The organism is Pedobacter sp. NEAU-ZC8 (assembly GCF_059278965.1).
In genome coordinates this window covers 63,263-80,675 of sequence record NZ_JCAJXC010000007.1, presented here as the reverse complement: position 1 = coordinate 80,675, position 17,413 = coordinate 63,263, and the positions used below count along the sequence as shown (strand labels likewise).

Annotated in this window: 17 protein-coding genes; 10 read left to right on the top strand and 7 right to left on the bottom strand. The window is 46.2% G+C overall.

What is annotated here, in order from left to right; translation table 11 throughout:
• The first annotated feature begins 35 nt into the window (after positions 1 to 35).
• From AC5WJX_RS07510 to AC5WJX_RS07490, 5 genes are read left to right on the top strand one after another with little or no spacing between them, the layout of a single operon-like run.
• Positions 36 to 629 carry a flavodoxin gene (locus AC5WJX_RS07510; RefSeq protein WP_494484031.1) on the top strand — a complete coding sequence of 198 codons (594 nt, stop codon included), beginning with the start codon at positions 36 to 38 and terminating at the stop codon, positions 627 to 629.
• Between the two features lie 9 nt (positions 630 to 638).
• A complete protein-coding gene (locus AC5WJX_RS07505) occupies positions 639 to 1,379 on the top strand; it encodes a carboxymuconolactone decarboxylase family protein (RefSeq protein WP_494484030.1) in 741 nt (246 codons plus the stop codon).
• A 7-nt stretch (positions 1,380 to 1,386) separates the two neighbouring features.
• Positions 1,387 to 2,445 (top strand): alpha/beta hydrolase, encoded by a 1,059-nt coding sequence (locus tag AC5WJX_RS07500; RefSeq protein ID WP_494484029.1) that lies wholly within the window; start codon positions 1,387 to 1,389, stop codon positions 2,443 to 2,445.
• 10 nt (positions 2,446 to 2,455) lie between these two features.
• Positions 2,456 to 2,929: a cupin domain-containing protein gene (locus tag AC5WJX_RS07495; RefSeq protein ID WP_494484028.1), complete on the top strand. Its 474-nt coding sequence runs from the start codon at positions 2,456 to 2,458 to the stop codon at positions 2,927 to 2,929.
• A 24-nt stretch (positions 2,930 to 2,953) separates the two neighbouring features.
• Positions 2,954 to 3,415: a nuclear transport factor 2 family protein gene (locus AC5WJX_RS07490; RefSeq protein WP_494484027.1), complete on the top strand. Its 462-nt coding sequence runs from the start codon at positions 2,954 to 2,956 to the stop codon at positions 3,413 to 3,415.
• Between the two features lie 55 nt (positions 3,416 to 3,470).
• Here the strand turns inward: AC5WJX_RS07490 and prfB are convergent.
• The 6 genes from prfB to AC5WJX_RS07460 form a co-directional block, all read right to left on the bottom strand.
• A protein-coding gene (gene prfB / locus AC5WJX_RS07485) for a peptide chain release factor 2 (RefSeq protein WP_440428325.1) occupies positions 3,471 to 4,548 on the bottom strand; the annotation gives its coding sequence in 2 pieces (ribosomal slippage) (positions 3,471 to 4,487 and positions 4,489 to 4,548; 1,077 coding nt in all).
• A gap of 69 nt (positions 4,549 to 4,617) precedes the next feature.
• On the bottom strand, positions 4,618 to 5,694 hold the full coding sequence (gene arsB, locus AC5WJX_RS07480) for an ACR3 family arsenite efflux transporter (protein ID WP_494484026.1): 1,077 nt from the start codon (positions 5,692 to 5,694) through the stop codon (positions 4,618 to 4,620).
• A gap of 3 nt (positions 5,695 to 5,697) precedes the next feature.
• Complete coding sequence (locus tag AC5WJX_RS07475; RefSeq protein ID WP_494484025.1) at positions 5,698 to 6,111, bottom strand: arsenate reductase ArsC; 414 nt, start codon at positions 6,109 to 6,111, stop codon at positions 5,698 to 5,700.
• Between the two features lie 222 nt (positions 6,112 to 6,333).
• Positions 6,334 to 6,804: a DUF6428 family protein gene (locus AC5WJX_RS07470; protein ID WP_494484024.1), complete on the bottom strand. Its 471-nt coding sequence runs from the start codon at positions 6,802 to 6,804 to the stop codon at positions 6,334 to 6,336.
• Positions 6,805 to 6,915: 111 nt separating this feature from the next.
• Positions 6,916 to 7,245 (bottom strand): ArsR/SmtB family transcription factor, encoded by a 330-nt coding sequence (locus AC5WJX_RS07465; RefSeq protein WP_440428329.1) that lies wholly within the window; start codon positions 7,243 to 7,245, stop codon positions 6,916 to 6,918.
• 117 nt (positions 7,246 to 7,362) lie between these two features.
• Entirely contained in the window at positions 7,363 to 7,941 is a 579-nt protein-coding gene (locus AC5WJX_RS07460) for an O-methyltransferase (protein WP_494484023.1), read from the bottom strand.
• 167 nt (positions 7,942 to 8,108) lie between these two features.
• On the opposite strand from AC5WJX_RS07460, the gene AC5WJX_RS07455 reads away from it, so the two are divergent.
• The 5 genes from AC5WJX_RS07455 (at position 8,109) to AC5WJX_RS07435 (ending at position 16,912) form a co-directional block, all read left to right on the top strand.
• Entirely contained in the window at positions 8,109 to 8,897 is a 789-nt protein-coding gene (locus AC5WJX_RS07455; protein ID WP_494484022.1) for a carbon-nitrogen hydrolase family protein, read from the top strand.
• Positions 8,898 to 9,355: 458 nt separating this feature from the next.
• A complete protein-coding gene (locus tag AC5WJX_RS07450) occupies positions 9,356 to 12,430 on the top strand; it encodes a SusC/RagA family TonB-linked outer membrane protein (protein WP_494484021.1) in 3,075 nt (1,024 codons plus the stop codon).
• Between the two features lie 18 nt (positions 12,431 to 12,448).
• The gene (locus tag AC5WJX_RS07445; protein WP_494484020.1) at positions 12,449 to 13,789 is read left to right on the top strand and encodes a RagB/SusD family nutrient uptake outer membrane protein; all 1,341 of its coding nucleotides are present in this window, start codon (positions 12,449 to 12,451) and stop codon (positions 13,787 to 13,789) included.
• 20 nt (positions 13,790 to 13,809) lie between these two features.
• Positions 13,810 to 16,440: a M14 family metallopeptidase gene (locus tag AC5WJX_RS07440; protein ID WP_494484019.1), complete on the top strand. Its 2,631-nt coding sequence runs from the start codon at positions 13,810 to 13,812 to the stop codon at positions 16,438 to 16,440.
• 172 nt (positions 16,441 to 16,612) lie between these two features.
• On the top strand, positions 16,613 to 16,912 hold the full coding sequence (locus tag AC5WJX_RS07435) for a hypothetical protein (protein WP_440428335.1): 300 nt from the start codon (positions 16,613 to 16,615) through the stop codon (positions 16,910 to 16,912).
• On the opposite strand, the gene AC5WJX_RS07430 is transcribed toward AC5WJX_RS07435, so the two are convergent.
• Positions 16,893 to 17,339, bottom strand: coding sequence for a hypothetical protein (locus tag AC5WJX_RS07430; RefSeq protein ID WP_494484018.1), 447 nt, complete (start codon positions 17,337 to 17,339; stop codon positions 16,893 to 16,895). The two genes, AC5WJX_RS07435 and AC5WJX_RS07430, sit on opposite strands and share 20 nt — an antisense overlap.
• Positions 17,340 to 17,413 lie beyond the last annotated feature (74 nt).

Here is a 17,413-nt window from a genome sequence, read left to right as displayed (position 1 = left end):
CAATTCACATGATATTTGTGATTAACGAGGAGATTATGAAAACATTAGTCAAATTCAGCACACTGTTGATAACCATCATGTGTATAGGCTGTGGTTGTTTAAAGGCACAGCCTTCAGTGCTGATTGTTTATCTATCAAGGACAAACAACACCAAGGCAATTGCAGAGATGATTCAAAAGCAGATTGGCGGAAAGTTGGTGTCTTTAGAATTAGAAAAGCCATATCCGAAGAACTACAGGGCAATTGTGGACCAAGTAGCAAAAGAAAACAGTACGGGCTACTTACCGGCACTCAAGACTAAAATCGACGATATTACACAGTACGACATCATCTTTGTAGGCTTTCCGACTTGGGGCATGCAATTACCGCCCCCGATAAAAACTTTTCTGAGCAGCTACAATCTAAAAGGAAAAACGATTATCCCATTCAACACCAATGGAGGCTATGGCATCGGGAGCACTTTTCAAACCGTAGAAGCGCTGGCACCAGACAGCAAAATCCTGGAGGGTTTCTCCATCAAGGGGGGAATAGAGCGTGACGGGATTCTTTTTGTGATGAAAGGCGAGAAGGAAAAACAGGCAAACTTACAGGTGCGAAACTGGCTGAAAAAAATTGGAATTAAAAAATAGTTCAAGCATATGAAAAGGTTTAACATGCAGGCAATCTGCATAATTCTGGTACTTACCATTTCGCTCTTTTCGAAAGTCAAGGCCCAGGCTCCGCAAAAAGAAAATTCGCTGACTGCAAAACAGCAAAGCCTGATCGCCATTTCTGCGCAAACTGCTAAAGGCGACCTAACGGCCTTGAAAGAAAATTTAAATACCGGGTTGGACGGCGGACTGACGGTAAACGAAATCAAAGAAGCCATATTGCATAGTTATGCTTATTGTGGGTTTCCACGAAGCATTCGTGGCTTGCAAACCTTAATGACAGTTTTAGACGAACGTAAATCCAAGGGCATCAATGATGTCCCGGGTGCTGAAGCATCAGCAATTACGCCCGAAGGAAACAAGTTTGATCGCGGTAAAGCGATATTAGAAAAGCTAACCGGTGTAAAAGAAAGCGGACCTAAAAAGGGCTATGCAGCTTTTGCACCAACCATGGAGGTCTTCCTTAAAGAACATCTGTTTGCAGACATTTTTGAACGGGATGTGCTCAGCTATAAAGACCGTGAACTGGTGACGATATCTGTGATCAGCAGTATCGGGGCTGCTGAACCGATGCTACGCTCCCACTTAAATATATGCCTTAATCTTGGTCTAACAGCTAGCCAATTACAACAATTTATAGAGGTCGTCAAGCCCATTATTGGTAAAGAAAAGACGCTGGCTGCGAAAAACGAGTTAAACGAAGTCCTGAAAAACAAAAACAAAAACTGATATCTGAATGAAAAGAATAGGCACGATCCTAGCAATGGCATTATTCATTGTAAACTGGACATCAATTCCTGTCAAGTCTCAACAACGACATAAACAGAATCCTTATACATTGGTATATGAAGGAGCAATTACTAAAAACGAAAATGGAAAGGTGAATATTCACCCGGTTAAGTACAAGCTTAACGGAATCGAAATCGTTGCCAACGTCTACACTCCTGCAAACTATACGGCTGAAGGTAAACATTCAGCCATTATCATCGCACACCCGAATGGCGGGATTAAAGAGCAGACTGCAGGCCTGTACGCTCAACGTTTAGCTGAAGCTGGCTATGTAACTATAGCTGCCGATGCGGCTTACCAGGGTGGGAGTGGCGGAGAACCACGTCATACGGACAAACCGGCAAATCGGGTCGAAGATATACATGGTATGGCTGACTACATCAGTCGGTTTCCGGGTGTTGAACCCAGCAAATTAGGCGTTCTAGGAATTTGTGGTGGTGGTGGGTACACTTTGAAAGCCGCACAGGGTGACAAACGATTAAAAGCGGTCGCTACTTTAAGCATGTTTAATTCTGGCGAGGTAAGGCGAAATGGATTTCAGCATACTCAGGTAGCTACTATTCAGGAACGTCTACAAAAAGCAACCGATGCTCGCAATCAGGAAGCTGCAGGTGGCAAAATTCAATATGCTGGCGTTGCAAGTATCACAGATGAAGAAATCGCAAAAACCTCAACTGATCTTTATCGTGAGGGATATGAATACTACTATCGCAGCCATGCGCACCCGAATTCAACCTTTTTATACACCATGAGTAGTATGCTTGATCTGATGACCTGGGATGCCACCAGCAACATGGAATTGATCAATCAACCGTTGCTCATGATTGCAGGCAGCAATGCGGATACAAAGTATATGACAGATACAGCTTTTAACAAAGCAATCAATGCCAAAAACAAGGAATTTTTTGTTATTAATGGAGCAACTCACATTCAAACCTACTGGAAACCCGAATATGTAACTCAGGCAGTAAGCAAACTCACTAATTTCTATAAAATCAACCTTTAATGTCAAACTAATGAGATATAAGATCAAATACTTTCTACCAATTGTAGCCGCCACCATCATGGCTTGTACCCAAGATCAAAAATTGGCAGACACAGCAGCACCTATTTTCCCTAAAGGTGATAAAAATACGAATGATAATTTTGTAGGTGAGGTCTGGGTGAAATCGCTTGTGGATGCAGACAGCTTAAATGAAACGGCAGTAGGAAATGTCACATTCGCTCCCGGTGCAAGAAGCAAATGGCATACGCACCCGGCTGGTCAGATTATATTGGCTACCGCTGGGATTGGCTATTACCAGGAAAAGGGAAAGTCAAAAATGATCTTACGCAAGGGCGATGTGGTTAAATGCCCGCCTAACTTGGCCCATTGGCACGGTGCAAGTGCAGATAGCGCATTTGTTCAGCTTGCCGTTACAGGTCGAGAAAAAGGTCCTACAGTTTGGCTGGAAGCCGTACCTGACAGTGTATATCTTGCTAACTTCTAAACCCATATTCAAATCAATATTCGTATGAAAACATCAATTCTAGTCCTCTTTCTATTCTTCATGAATGTACACGGTTCTTTCGCGCAAAGCTCTACCAACAATACGGAGCAGCAGATTAAGGAACTATCAAAAAGCAAGTGGCAGTGGATGGCCGACAAAAACGTCGAGAAACTTGCTGCATTGTTTCACGATAAATCCAAGTTTGTACATATGAGTGGAACCTGGAAAAAAGACGAGGAACTCAATATTATTAAATCAGGGAGCATCTGGTACAAGAAGGCTGATGTTCATGATGTTGCTGTGGAGGTAATAGACAGTAACACTGCGATTGTCTGGAACAGGATTACCTTAACGGCTAATGTTCGTGGCAACGACGCTTTAAATGAATTCACCGTTACTGAGGTCTACAAAAAGGAAAATAGTGATTGGAAGCTTTTAGCATTGACCTTTAGCAGTGTACGAGACACCCATGTAATCAAGCATTAATATTGTAAAATAGTTTTGTGCTTCTGCATGAGGCTATCTTACAATATATTTCAGTTTAAAATTCCATCAGATATGCCTTTAGAAATTCATTAAGATCCCCATCCAATACACCTTGTGCATTTGAAGTCTCGTAATTGGTACGAAGGTCCTTCACCAGTTTATAAGGGTGCAGCACATAGTTGCGGATCTGCGATCCCCATTCAATTTTCTTCTTGGATCCCTCGATCAACGCAGTCGCTTCCATACGTTTCCGCATTTCCGCTTCATAAAGCTGGGATTTCAGTAAGCGCATTGCATTTTCCTTATTCTGCAGCTGTGAACGGGATTCCTGGTTTTTGATCACGATACCCGAAGGTTTGTGGTACAAACGAACCGCCGTTTCCACCTTGTTCACGTTCTGTCCACCAGCACCACCGGAGCGAAAAGTTTCAAACTCTACATCCGAATCTTTAACATCAATCTCAATGGAATCATCCACGAGCGGATACACGTACACCGAGGCAAAAGAAGTATGCCTACGGGCATTGGAATCAAATGGAGAGATCCGCACTAAGCGGTGCACACCGTTTTCACCCTTGAGATAACCATAGGAGAATTCGCCGGCAAACTGAAGGGTTACAGACTTGATGCCTGCCACCTCCCCTTCCTGGGAATCCTGCTCGGTGACCTTATAACCATTCTTCTCCCCCCACATGATGTACATACGCATCAGCATGGCGGCCCAGTCGCAACTTTCGGTACCTCCTGCGCCTGCCGTAATCTGCATTACCGCATGCAGCTGATCTTCCTTACTGCTGAGCATATTTTTCAGCTCCAGGTCCTCGATCGCTGCAAGGCATTTCTCGTACTGTTCCTGCATTTCTTCTGCACTGGCATCACCAGCAAGCATAAACTCGAAAAGCACTTCGGTATCTTCAAGCATGGCATTCACCTGCTGCCAGGCGTCCGTCCACACTTTCATACTATTCAATGAAGCAAGATGCTTCTCAGCCTTCTTAGGATCATCCCAAAAATCTGGCGCCAGCGTGAGCTGCTGCGCGATATAAATATCTTCTAGTCGGTTTTCGACGTCAAAGATGCCTCCTCAGCGACGCTACTCTGTCCCTTAAATCCTGTATTTGTTCTTTTGTCATAATCTCAAAGTTAAAATAATTCTAAGAATACCTGCATTCGGGCTTGTTTGAAGGTTTATTACTGCTTTATTAGTTTTTAAGCTCAGCCCGGTAATAGCGCTTTCTAAAATAAAATGCCAGGTTCACCAGCGCAATCAAGGCGGGCACTTCAACAAGTGGCCCGATCACGCCGGCAAAGGCCTGCCCCGAGTTGATCCCGAATACCCCGATGGCCACTGCAATTGCCAGCTCAAAGTTATTTCCAGTAGCTGTAAACGCGATAGATGTGCTCCTGGAGTAATCTGCACCAAAATAGCGCCCTGCGAAAAAGCTTAAAACAAACATGAGCGAGAAATAAATAACCAGTGGAATGGCAATTCGCAGCACATCCAGTGGGATCTGAACAATCAGCTCACCCTTTAGGCTAAACATGATCAGAATGGTAAATAACAAGGCAATCAGGGTAATGGGCGATATCAAAGGCACGAACCTGTTCTGAAACCATGCCTCCCCCTTCCACGCGATCAAGCCGTAACGACTGATGATACCCAAGGCAAAAGGTATTCCCAGGTAAATTCCCACGCTTTTTGCGATTTCAGCAATGGTAACATTCACTTCGAGACCTTCGACTCCAAAATACGGCGGCAAAACGGTAATGAACAGGTAAGCAAAAACACTGTACAAGAACACCTGGAAGATGCTGTTTAAGGCGATCAAACCTGCAGCGTATTCCCGGTTACCTTCTGCAAGTTCATTCCACACCACCACCATCGCGATACAACGCGCTAATCCAATCAAAATCAACCCGACCATATATTCAGGGTATTCCTTTAAAAAAACGACCGCCAGGAAGAACATGAGGATTGGACCAACAACCCAGTTCAGCAGCAGCGAAACGCTAAGTACTTTGGTATCTTTGAATACCTCGCCCATCTTCTCGTACTTCACTTTTGCCAACGGTGGATACATCATCAAAATTAAACCGATCGCAAGCGGAATATTCGTGGTGCCACTGGAGAAAGCATTGATGAAGCTGGAGGAGGATGGCAGGAAGTAGCCAATACTTATACCGATTGCCATGGCAAGGAAGATCCATAAGGTAAGGTAACGATCTAAAAAGCCCAACCTTTTTCTTTCCGCAGCTGGTGCACAATTATTTGCAGACATAATTTAGATATGCTTTTCGATAAACGCTTTTGAATATTGTTTGATCATATCGCGGACGGTCTGGAATTGTTCCATGATCTCCTCGGCAGTGCCAGTCGCTTTTGCAGGATCGGGAAAGTTATAATGAAACTTTTCTGCACCAGAAGGAAAGAAGGGACATACCTCCCGGGCATGGTCACAGACTGTGATCACGTAGTCAAAGTTCATATCCTGGTATTCGTTAATATGATTTGAAGTATGTTTTGAGATATCTATGCCATCAGCTTTCATTGTTTCCACGGCTTTGGGATTAACACCATGTGTTTCAACGCCGGCACTGTAAACTTCAGCTTTTCCACCTGCAAAATGCCGGAGATATCCTTCGGCTAGCTGACTTCTGCAGCTGTTGCCAGTACATAACACTAATATTTTCTTCATTATTTTTAATCTTTTATGTTGTGCCTACAAGTTTACTTCGCCGTTCCATCAAAATCGTGTCGCGCCAGACACCATCCAGTTTACCAATTTTCTCCCGATAACCAACTTTCTGAAACCAAGCTTTTCGTGCAGGGCAATGTCCTCGATCCCATTCTTCCCAGGTCGGCGCCTGGGTTTGGAATGTTGCAGACCTTGTGGCAATGCACTGGAAATAAGCAACTTTTAGCAACAGCCGCCACCTGGGGTACATACGGAACCAGAAGCTGCAAGATTCTGCATCTGCAGTTTAGGTTTCACTTCCGGAACGCCACACTGCTCTTTTGCGAGACAAGCAGTTTTCTTCGCAACAAGCAGGAAGTCTTTTCCGTCAAAACCGAGGTCATATTTTCCAATGGTTTGCGACTGGTACTCCACCTCAATCTCCAGATCTTCCATACCAAGTACCTTTTCCGATAATGCGATGATCCCAAGAAGTTTGCCCGCTTTTAGCCGGTGTTCATAGTCGTCTGCATCCCAAAGCTGAAAGTTGGCCACCTTCTCGTGTCTTACAACACCACCGCAGTCGATGAAATCTTTAGTAATTATACCCACTTCCGTAACGTGGAAATGCTCTGGTACCATAGTACCGTCTTCCAGTCTGAAATTCACACTTTCTGCGTTTGCCAAATGCTGTTTGATTTCTGATAGTTTCATAGTAAATCTATTTTAAGGTTATACTTAATAAATGTCGATAAGATCATTCTTGATGCTTCAATCAGAAATGATTATCCATTGTAATTTTACGATAGATGCTGACAAAAAATTTTAACAGCAGCTTACCGGTCCTTTATACGACTTCAAAAAGCCTCCAATTTGTGTTTCCATCAATTTCCAGGTTTCCGGATTGATGCAATAACACACACTCACCCCTTCAATTGTGCCCTGGATGATTCCTGCGTTCTTCAATTCTTTTAAATGCTGAGAAATTGTAGCCTGCGCCAATCCGAGTTCATCCACCAGATCACCGCAAATACAGGTATTCGATGCCATAATTCGCTGCAAAATTGCAATCCGCGCGGGGTGTGCCATTGCTTTTAACAGCTGTGCCAGCTGATTCTGTTCGGCAGTGAATATCTCCGTTTTTGTAAGTCCCATGCGTATTTTTGTATTACATTGTAATATTACGATTAAAGCTCATCAATCGCAAATGCAAATATGATTTCCTGCAACGGAAATACCTGATCTTCTAGCTGCAGCTTGGGAGGTATGTTTTTATACTTTCTTACTGGAGATAATGATACCGGTTGCCCAAGCCAGCTTAACCATGTTCAAGTCGGCTCTGGACTCCAGTACTTCGACAAGCTCCAGTGCCTTTTCATGGTGTCCGTCCGGCCAATTTGCCTGTGGCAGCATATCGTCTATAATATACAGTCCGCCAGGCTTAAGCATGTCAAGTACTTCTGCCAGCATCAAATATTTCCCGTGCCAGGTATCAGCAAATATAAAATCGAACTTCAATTTTCTGTTTTCCGCTATCCACTCACCTGCATCTTGCTGAACCAAGCTTAATCTTGAATCAACCAGATATTGCCTGGCAATATTCAGGAAGGTAGGATCATTATCAATTGATGTTAGTGTGGATTTATCATCCATACCATTTAGAATCCAGGCGGCGGAAAGTCCGGTACCGGTGCCAAGCTCCAGCATTGCTCCTGAAGGTTTAGTGCCTGCGAGCATGCTCAAGAGCGCCCCCGTCTTAGCCTCAGAAGGCATGGTAAAACCTGCATCATTCGTGGCTTGGTCGATAGCCGCAAATTGGCCTGGGAAATTCTTAATTATTTCGTCAGTCATGATCGTACTTTCTTGACGATCAAGATAAAACAAAACATCATAAGTTCTCAATTTCGTTGTCTTGCTAAACCACTAATTTAAACAGCGCGGCAACGACGTTCCTATAGATAGATCTTCCTTGAAAATCTGTTAACTTTATTCGAACATTAACAGAAAAAGCCAGGTTTATGAAAATCGCAGTCGCTTCTCCCCCAATCATTAAAGGTTTACAGGATGGTTTATACTGGCTGCAACAGCTGGTTGAAGATGCTGCAGCGCAGCAGGCTGAGATCATCTGTTTTCCAGAATCGTATCTTCCAGGTTACCCTGGCATGCCATACACGCAGGAAGATCGAACTGCAGAAAGTCTCCAATCGGCGTTACGGGAAGTATGCAGGATTGCGGCAGCCAATCATATTGCGATTGTCGTTCCCATGGACTGGCATCTTCCAGCTGGCTTATATAACCTTGCCCATGTGGTTTCCGCAACTGGGGAGGTCCTCGGCTATCAAACTAAAAACCAGCTGGACCCCTCAGAAGACAACATCTGGATTCCCGGAACCGAACGAAACCTCTTCGAAGTAAACGGACTAAAGTTCGGCATAACGATCTGCCATGAAGGCTTCCGGTACCCGGAGTCGGTACGCTGGGCGGCGCAGCAAGGTGCCCAGATGGTCTTTCATCCGCATTTCGCGGGGAGCGATACGCAAGGGCCAAGCTTGACAGAATGGGGGCACAAAGACAATCCTTACTACGAGAAGGCAATGATGATGCGCGCCTTGGAGAATACCATCTACTTCGCCAGCTCGAACTATGCTTCTAAATACCCCGAATCCGGCAGCGCTATCATAGCGCCTGAGGGAACCTGCATTGCACATGAAGTTTATGGTCGTACAGGTGTGATCGTAGCAGACATTGATCTCCAGGCAGCGACGGGATTGCTGGCAAAACGGTTTAAAAACAATTTATATGCTTGATTAAGCAAAAGCGATCGTCAAAAACAGAGATTCGTCTTACCAAAACGCTAACCTGTGATTCGATTTCTTAGCTATCCAGGTCTTTCGAATGGCCGAAAAGCCCTTTGTTGCCAAATATTATTTTTACAAACTAACACATCAGGGCTTTTAAAAAATAATATTTGGAATCGTGAATTTTAAAACTATATTTGCCTAGTGATTTAGTAGACTTTATTATGTATTCAACACATGCCACAGAAAAGGATATGATCCTTGCGAAAAAAGTCCAGTTGTTAGCCATTTCTTTCGAACCACAAGTTTGTGCTACCAATGCCTTTTTCCGAATGTGTATGTGCATGTGTTAATCTTCCGATAAGCGGCCAAGCCTGGCCTCCAACAACAACATTTCTTCCTGCCGATTAACTGCGCTGCAAAGCACAGCAGGAATTCTATTGCCTTAAAAATCAACCTAAACAACCATGAAATCTTTGTTTCCAAAAGGTTTCTGCGTAACCCTACTTGCCCTTTGGGTACAGTTGGGTACTGCGCAGGTAAACCCAGCCACCATCAAATCCAGGCTCCAGGGGATCGTCCTTGATGCCAAAACCAAACAACCTCTTGCAGGTGCCGTGCTCAAGATCAAGGGTACTACCCATGCCGTATCTGCGGATCAGGATGGCAAGTTCACTTTTTCCACCGGCCAGGCTTTCCCTTACACCCTGCAAGTCAGCTATACCGGATACCTCCAGAAAGAAACTGTTGTAGACGGTACGCCGGTAACCATCCTCCTGGAAGAAAACCAGGTTCAGCTGAACGATATCGTCGTTACTGGTTACAGCACGCAACAGCGAAAGTACATCGCTGGTTCCATCTCCAGCGTCAGCGGTAAAGTGGTACAGGATCAACCCGCTGGGGGCTTCAACCAACTGCTCCAGGGAAAAACAACTGGCGTTCAGGTAAGCTCCAATTCGGGCGTACCCGGCGGCGGCATCACCTTCCGCGTTCGTGGGAACAACTCCATCAATGCTTCCGTAGACCCTTTGTACATCATCGATGGCGTGTTTGTCAGCAATGCAGATCCGATTTCCGCCGGATTAGGTAATCAGCAGGCATCAAACCCCATTGCAGATCTCAATCCCTCGGATATCGAGGACATCCAGATTCTGAAGGATGCGAATGCTACGGCGATTTACGGCTCCCTGGGTGCCAATGGCGTAATCATCGTAACGACAAAAAGAGGTAAACGCAATACCAACGCCCGGATCAACTTCAACACCATACAGGGCTGGTCTACCGCAGTAGACAAATTTGAAGTTGCAAATGGCCCCGATGTTGCACGCTTAACCAACGAGTCGAGGATTAACACGGCCACCGACAATGGCATCGATCCCGGCACCATCACACTACCTTTCCCCGACCCTGCATCACTACCAACCTATGACCGCATCGAAGGTCTGTTTCGTACGGCGAAAACCAGGAATTACGAACTTTCCACCCAAGGGGGAACAGACAAAAGCACGTACTACATCAGCCTGGGCTACCTGAACCAGGAGTCCATTGTAAAGCCTTCGGATTACACCCGGTATGCCGGTAGACTGAACTATGATAATTTTCTGAGCGATAAACTTAAAGTAGGGACCAGCTTAAACTTCACCCGCTCGGAAAGGAACCTTAGCGGCAGTGATAACAATCCGACCGGGGTGATCAACTCGGCACTGTTTCCACGTTCCTATCTGCCGATTTACAATGAAGATGGCACCTTTGCCCGCTACGGTAGTTTCGACAACCACATTGCACTGATCGAAAATCTCGACAACAAAGCCGTAGGCTGGAGAACCATCGGCAACATTTATGGCGAGTACAGCTTTTTGCCAGAACTTAAACTCCGCAGCAGCTGGAGCATTGACAATACGAGTGAATACGATAACAGCTATGCTAATACATTGATCAGTGCGGGTATTGCGACCAAAGGTTCCGCTTCTTCCGCCGAAAACAAGAACCTGGTATTGACCAATGAGCAGGTGCTAACCTACATCAAAACCTTCGGCGAAAACAAGCAGCATAACCTGAATGCACTTATTGGAAACACCATCAACACCGTGCTCAATGAGGGCACCAGTGCCACGGGAACAGGTTTTGCCGCCAACAGCTTACGCTCCGTTGCCGTAGCCGCTACCAGATCCGGTTCTTCCTTCCGTACCTCCTCAAAGCTGCTTTCCTTTTTCAGTAAAGTGAGTTATACCTTCAAGAACAAATACATATTGGATGGAAGTATCCGCGCAGACGGATCCTCCAAGTTCGGCGCAAACAAACGCTGGGGTTATTTCCCTTCGGGAGGGGTGGCATGGCTGATCGGTCAGGAAGACTTTATCAAAAACCTGAACTTCTTCGACGACTTTAAGATTCGTGCAAGTCTAGGCTTGTCCGGTAATCAGAATGGTATTGGTGCTTACGCCGCCCAAGGCTTATGGTCCTCCGGCGCCAACTACCTCGAACAACCCGGCATTGCCCCAACACAACTTGCCAACCCCGATCTCACCTGGGAAACCACCCGCCAGTTTAATCTGGGCGCTGAATTTAGCGTATTCAAAAACCGGCTCGGCATTGTAGCCGACTACTACAATAAATACACCTATGATCTGCTTTTAAATGTACCTGTACCCTACCGTTCTGGGTTCGCCTCTTACCTGCAAAACTATGGCGCGGTACGGAATAAGGGCTATGAGCTTGGCCTCAATTCAACAAACATCCAGACAGAAAACTTTAGCTGGACCACCAATTTCAATGTCTCCTTTAATAAGAATAAAATTGAAAAGCTGGCATCAGACATCAGCCTGGGTGCTTCAGGCAGGAACATTTCCATCCTGAAACAAGGTTATGCCGTAAACTCGTTCCAGCTCTACAAACAACTGTACGTAGATCCACAAACGGGCAATGCCGTATATGAGGACGTAAATAACGATGGCATCATTACCTCGGCCGACCGCCAGATTGTAGGCAATGCTTTACCCGATTATACCGGCGGCTTAACGAACAACATCACCTTCAAAGGCCTTGATTTCAGCTTCTTCTTTTACTTCCAGAAAGGCAACAAGATCATGAACATGAATGATTTCTTCATGGTGCATGGTGGCACGCAGGCCAACATTGGCTTTCTGCCAAGACAGCTAGATCGCTGGCAGCAGCCTGGTGACGTGACCGATATCCCACGCCTAACCACCTATTCAGGAAATCCAACCGAAAACGGTGGTGCAGCAAACAACTATGGCGGTAATGTGGCGAGCCTGAGCTCCCGCTACCTGGAAGATGGTTCCTTTTTGAGGCTGAAGACCCTGACACTGGGTTATACTTTCCCTTCAGCAGTTTCCAGAAAGATCGGAATGAATAAACTACGGATTTATGCGCAGGGCACCAACCTGTTGACTTTCACCAATTATGGCGGACTGGATCCGGAAGTGAGCTCCCAAAGTAATAATCAGAATACGGCCGGTTACGACTGGGCAACGGTTCCACAACCAAGAACATTCCAGCTTGGTGCCAGCGTAACCTTCTAAAACATCAAAAGCAAAGCCATGAAACTACAACATATCAAAACCACCTTACTGCTTAGCATACTGTTGCTCAGCATATCTTCCTGCAAGAAGTTCCTGGAAGAAACACCGAATAATGCGCTTCCGACAGAAAGTTCCATTACAGATGCCAACACAGCAAGAGCAGCCATTATTGGGGCTTATGATCGCCTGCAGGAGTATTATGCCGCGAACTATCCTACACTGGGCACCATTACCACCGACAATGTGGTGTTTAATGGAACATTGAGCCAATACCTGCAGCTGGATCAGAACGCCATTCCTACCGACAATGTGATTACGGTCGCCGCCTACCAGGGCATTTACCGGGCGATCAATTCGGCAAACAGCGTGATCGCCTATGTGCCGGCCGTAAGCGACCCTACCCTAAGCAGTGCCGAGAAAGACCGCATCCTGGGCGAAGCCTACTTCATCCGTGCGCTGGCTTACTTTGACCTTGGCCGCGGCTGGGGCGGCGTGCAGCTGCAGTTGGAACCAACGAAGGACCTTGGTTCCTTAAAAGGAGTTAAACGAAGTACACTGGATCAGACCTATGACCAGGTACTGGCGGACCTGATCAAGGCAGAAGCATTGCTGACTGAAGATGCCACAACCCGAAACAGGGCGCAGAAGAGTACCGTTTTTGCACTCCGGGCCCGTTTGCATCTGTACCGGAAACAGTGGTCCGAGGCGGAAGATTATGCCACCCAGGTGATCAACAATCCGAAGTTCGCCTTGGTGAAGCCTTACAATACCTTCTTTACGGCGCCTTTTCAAAGTACAGAATCCGTACTGGAGATTGCCTTTTCAGCAAACGACCGCAATACCTTTTGGAACTTATGGTATCCAAGTTCTGCTGGCGGACAGTACACGCTAAAACCATCCGAAGCTTTGATCACCAAATTAAACGACCCGGCCGTAGGGGGCAGCAGAAAAAGTCTGATTGCCGGTACTGGCAATGCCGTTTATGGTGTGCTGTATAACACCGCAGGCACCAGCACCGACCCGGCTTACCTCATCCGTATTGCAGAACTATACCTCATCCGTGCTGAAGCCAGAGCGCAATTAAACAAGCTCAGCGAAGCAGCTGCAGACCTGAACATCATTCGCGCAAGGGCAGATGTGCCAGTAACAGCAGCCAATACACAGTCCAGCTTATTGCAAGCCATTGAAGAGGAGAATGCAATTGAGTTTGCCTTTGAAGCACACCGCTGGTTTGATCTGGCCAGAACGGAACGAGCCGCAGCTGTGCTTGGCCTGACAGACCGTAACTTCTGGCTCTTCCCACTGCCCCTATCCGACGTACAATCCGACCCTGATCTAACTCAAAACCCCGGCTACTAATCAAAACCAAACGCATAACCATGAAAAGAATTCTAAAAACCATCCAGCTGACGCTGCTGCTTATTATACTTGTATCCTTCAGCAGTTGGGCGCAGAACAGTTACTTCTTTCCTAAAGCCACCAGCTTGAACCCCAAAATTCCTACGCCGGAGCAGTTTTTAGGCTATCCCATCGGAAGCTATTACACCAGGTACGACCAGGTTATTGCCTACTTTAAGGAGTTGGCAAAAGTATCTGACCGGGTGCATGTGGAAGGTATTGGCAAAACCTATGAGCAGCGCGAGCAGATCATTGTTACCATCACCTCTCCTGCGAACTACAGCAATCTGGAAAACATCAGAAAGGAACACCTCAATCAAATAGACCCCAGCAAAGCGGTACTTGGGACCAGTGCTCCTGTTATCATTCACCTGGGTTATGGTGTACACGGCAACGAAACTTCCAGCACAGAAGCCAGCTTACTTGCTGGTTACTACCTTGCTGCAAGTGACGATGCAGAGACGCAGAACTGGCTCTCCGCTTCGGTCATCTTCATCGACCCGGCGTTAAATCCTGATGGCAGGGACCGTGCGGCAAACTGGCATAATGCATACCATTCCTTCCCTGCCGTAGGTGACCCATTGGACAAAGAGCACCAGGAAGGGTGGCCAAACGGACGTACCAATCACTACTTTACCGACCTGAACCGCGACTGGCTGAACCTGGTGCAGGTTGAAAGCCGTAATCGCATTGCCTTCTTTCACAAGTGGTACCCGAATGTGCAGATCGACTTCCATGAGCAAGGCACCAATGCCACCTACTATTTTGAACCGACACCCAAAAGCCACGAAAGCCCGATCATTCCGCAGTTCCTGTACGAGTTCCAGGTTACCCTGGCCAAGTACCATGCACAGGCGCTTGATGAGATTGGCTCCTTGTACTTTACGAAAGAAAATTATGATAACCTTTCACCGATCTATGGCTCCACCTACCCGAAATTCTTTGGCTCCGTTGCAGCAACCTTTGAACAAGCCAGTTCACGCGGTATCTTGCAGGAATCTGCAAATGGCCCATTGTCGTTTGCCTTTACCATCCGGAATCACCTGAGCACCAGTTTCTCGACCATAAAGGGTGCGGTTGCTGAAAAAGCAGGTCTATTTAAGGTGCAGAAAGACTTTTTTAAATACGCACTTGCCCAGGGACAAAAGAATCCCGCCAAAGCCTTCGTGTTCGGCGATTCCAGAGATAAAACACTAACGAACAAATTCCTGACCTTGCTGTTGCAGCATAAGATTGAAGTTTTCGAACTGCCTGCAAACCTAACGCAGGAAGGTAAAACATTTGAAAAGGGCAGCGCCTATCTGGTACCTTCCGCACAGCCAAACTTCCTGCTGGTACATTCCATTTTTGAGGAAAACACACTAAAAGACAGCATCTTTTATGACAACACCGGATGGAGCATCATCCATGCCTATGGCTTAAAGTATGCGAAGTTGAAAGGTTCCTTTTCGAAAGGAGAGCCCGTAAACGCAGTGCCTGCTACAGGGGGCAAAACTGTCGGAACCAAATCAGGCTACGCCTACCTGATCAATTCCACAGACTACAACTACACCAAGGCATTGTATGAATTGCAACGCAAGGACGTGTTGGTAAAAACTGCTTTTAAAGGCTTCAGTGCAAATACAGCGAAAGGAAAAGCGGATTTTCTGCCCGGGTCACTGGTGATCCCGGTGGTCGGGCAGCGACTCTCAGGCGACTCCCTCTTCGCAGCTGTTAATGAGGTTACCCGTATTGCCAACATCGACGTTATTGCGGTAAGCTCCGGCTTCAGTGCCGCGGGCATTGACCTGGGCAGCAGCAACATCAGGGCAACCCGGAAGCCCGAGGTAGCGGTTGCCTTCGGGCAAGGTATAACCGCTTCTGAAGCCGGTCAGGTCTGGTTCCTGCTAAACCAACAACTTGACCTTCCTGTTTCCAAGCTTGACCTGAGCAACTTCGCCCTTGCGCCATTAGGGCGCTACAATGTACTGGTACTTCCTGCCGGAAACTACAGTGTCTGGGACAAGGCTACGATAGACAAGATTAAAGCCTGGGTAGAAGCTGGCGGAACTTTAATCACTTTCCAAACAGCAACCGCATGGGCAGTGGCAAATGACCTGGTGAAGGAAAAGCTTGCACAAACGGATGTGTTTCGACGTCCTGGAGAAGTAACTACCGCTGTACCGGCAAGCAAGGCAGATGATACGAAATCAGCCCTTGCACCAACAAACGAACGCTTGGATTACGCAAGGCAAGAGGATGTAGAAGGCTCAAAAAGGATCAACGGAGCCATTTTTCAGGCTGACCTGGATATCACACATCCAGTTGCCTTTGGGATCACCGATAGAAAGCTGTTCATCAACAAGAATGGACCAACCCTACTGCTTCCAAGCAGTAATAAGTACGCTACTGTAGCGCAGTACACCGCAGCACCTTTTATCAATGGCTATTCTTCAAAAGCAAACATTGCCAAGGTCGCCAACTCGGCAGCAATCATCGCAACCGCGAGCGGCAATGGTGAAGTCGTTTTGTTCGCTGATGACCCAACATACCGGGGTTATTGGCTTGGCACGAACCGTTTGTTCTTAAATGCCATTTTCTTTGGAAACCTGTTGAATAGTGGTTACAGATAACAACAAAAAATTGCCTAAGAAGCTCGGCATCATTGGGGTGCTGAGCTTCTTTATTAAACAAACAAATTTCTTATTCGTAAGTGAATAACTTCAATTGAGTACTGCTTTTGCAGTGATCTATTCACTATTACAGCTTGAAAAACAGTATCTTCAAAATTCATAACCAAGGACAATGAAAAAGGCCTTCATTTTTGTCGCATCAGCGGCACTGCTGTTCAATTTGGTATCATTAATCCTGTGGCTAAATGCCTTCTGGAGTACCAAAACCCATGAGCAAGCAGTCGCAAGGTTTGAAAATTACCTTCCATGGGTATATTCAACAGGCAGCTTTTACACCTTAAGCATCCTGGCAACGATTTTTTCAATAATCATCTATACCAGATACAAAGCTGCTCAGAATCATACGATCTTTACCTCGCTTACCATCATTCAAGCCTCTTTTCTGCTTTTGTTTACCTGGCAGCTGTTATAGGCCGGAACACAAACTTCACGCTATCAAACCTAAGCTCGCCCGGCTTGAAATATGGAATATTAAAATATTCCCCCTGCTCTCCCTCAGCCATGAATAAGGCATCCTCTTTCCGCAGCAGCGCAAAAGCAACCCGCTTCCATTCCAGACCATAATGCAGATAATGAAAGTCGCCTAGCAGGGTATCTCCACGAATAAGGCCTCTGACCTCCCCAGAGTCGGTAAACTTGTCAGCGAAGCTAATTGCACATTTACCTTTGAAAGTTGTCCCTTTGATGTTGAGATCTAACCACGCAGTGTCAACACCCGCAACTGCGATGTAAGATGCAGCGGTGCTTTCAATTCTTTTCAGTTCATTTGGCCTGCTACAACTGTAAAGTAGGCCAAACAGCAGCAGGAATTTGAACTTTAGGCTTGAATCTTCTAACATGTCTCGCCGAATATAGGCAGAATGAAGCTTTTTGCGCTCTACAAGCATCATTTTCAGAAATTCTAAACATCTCT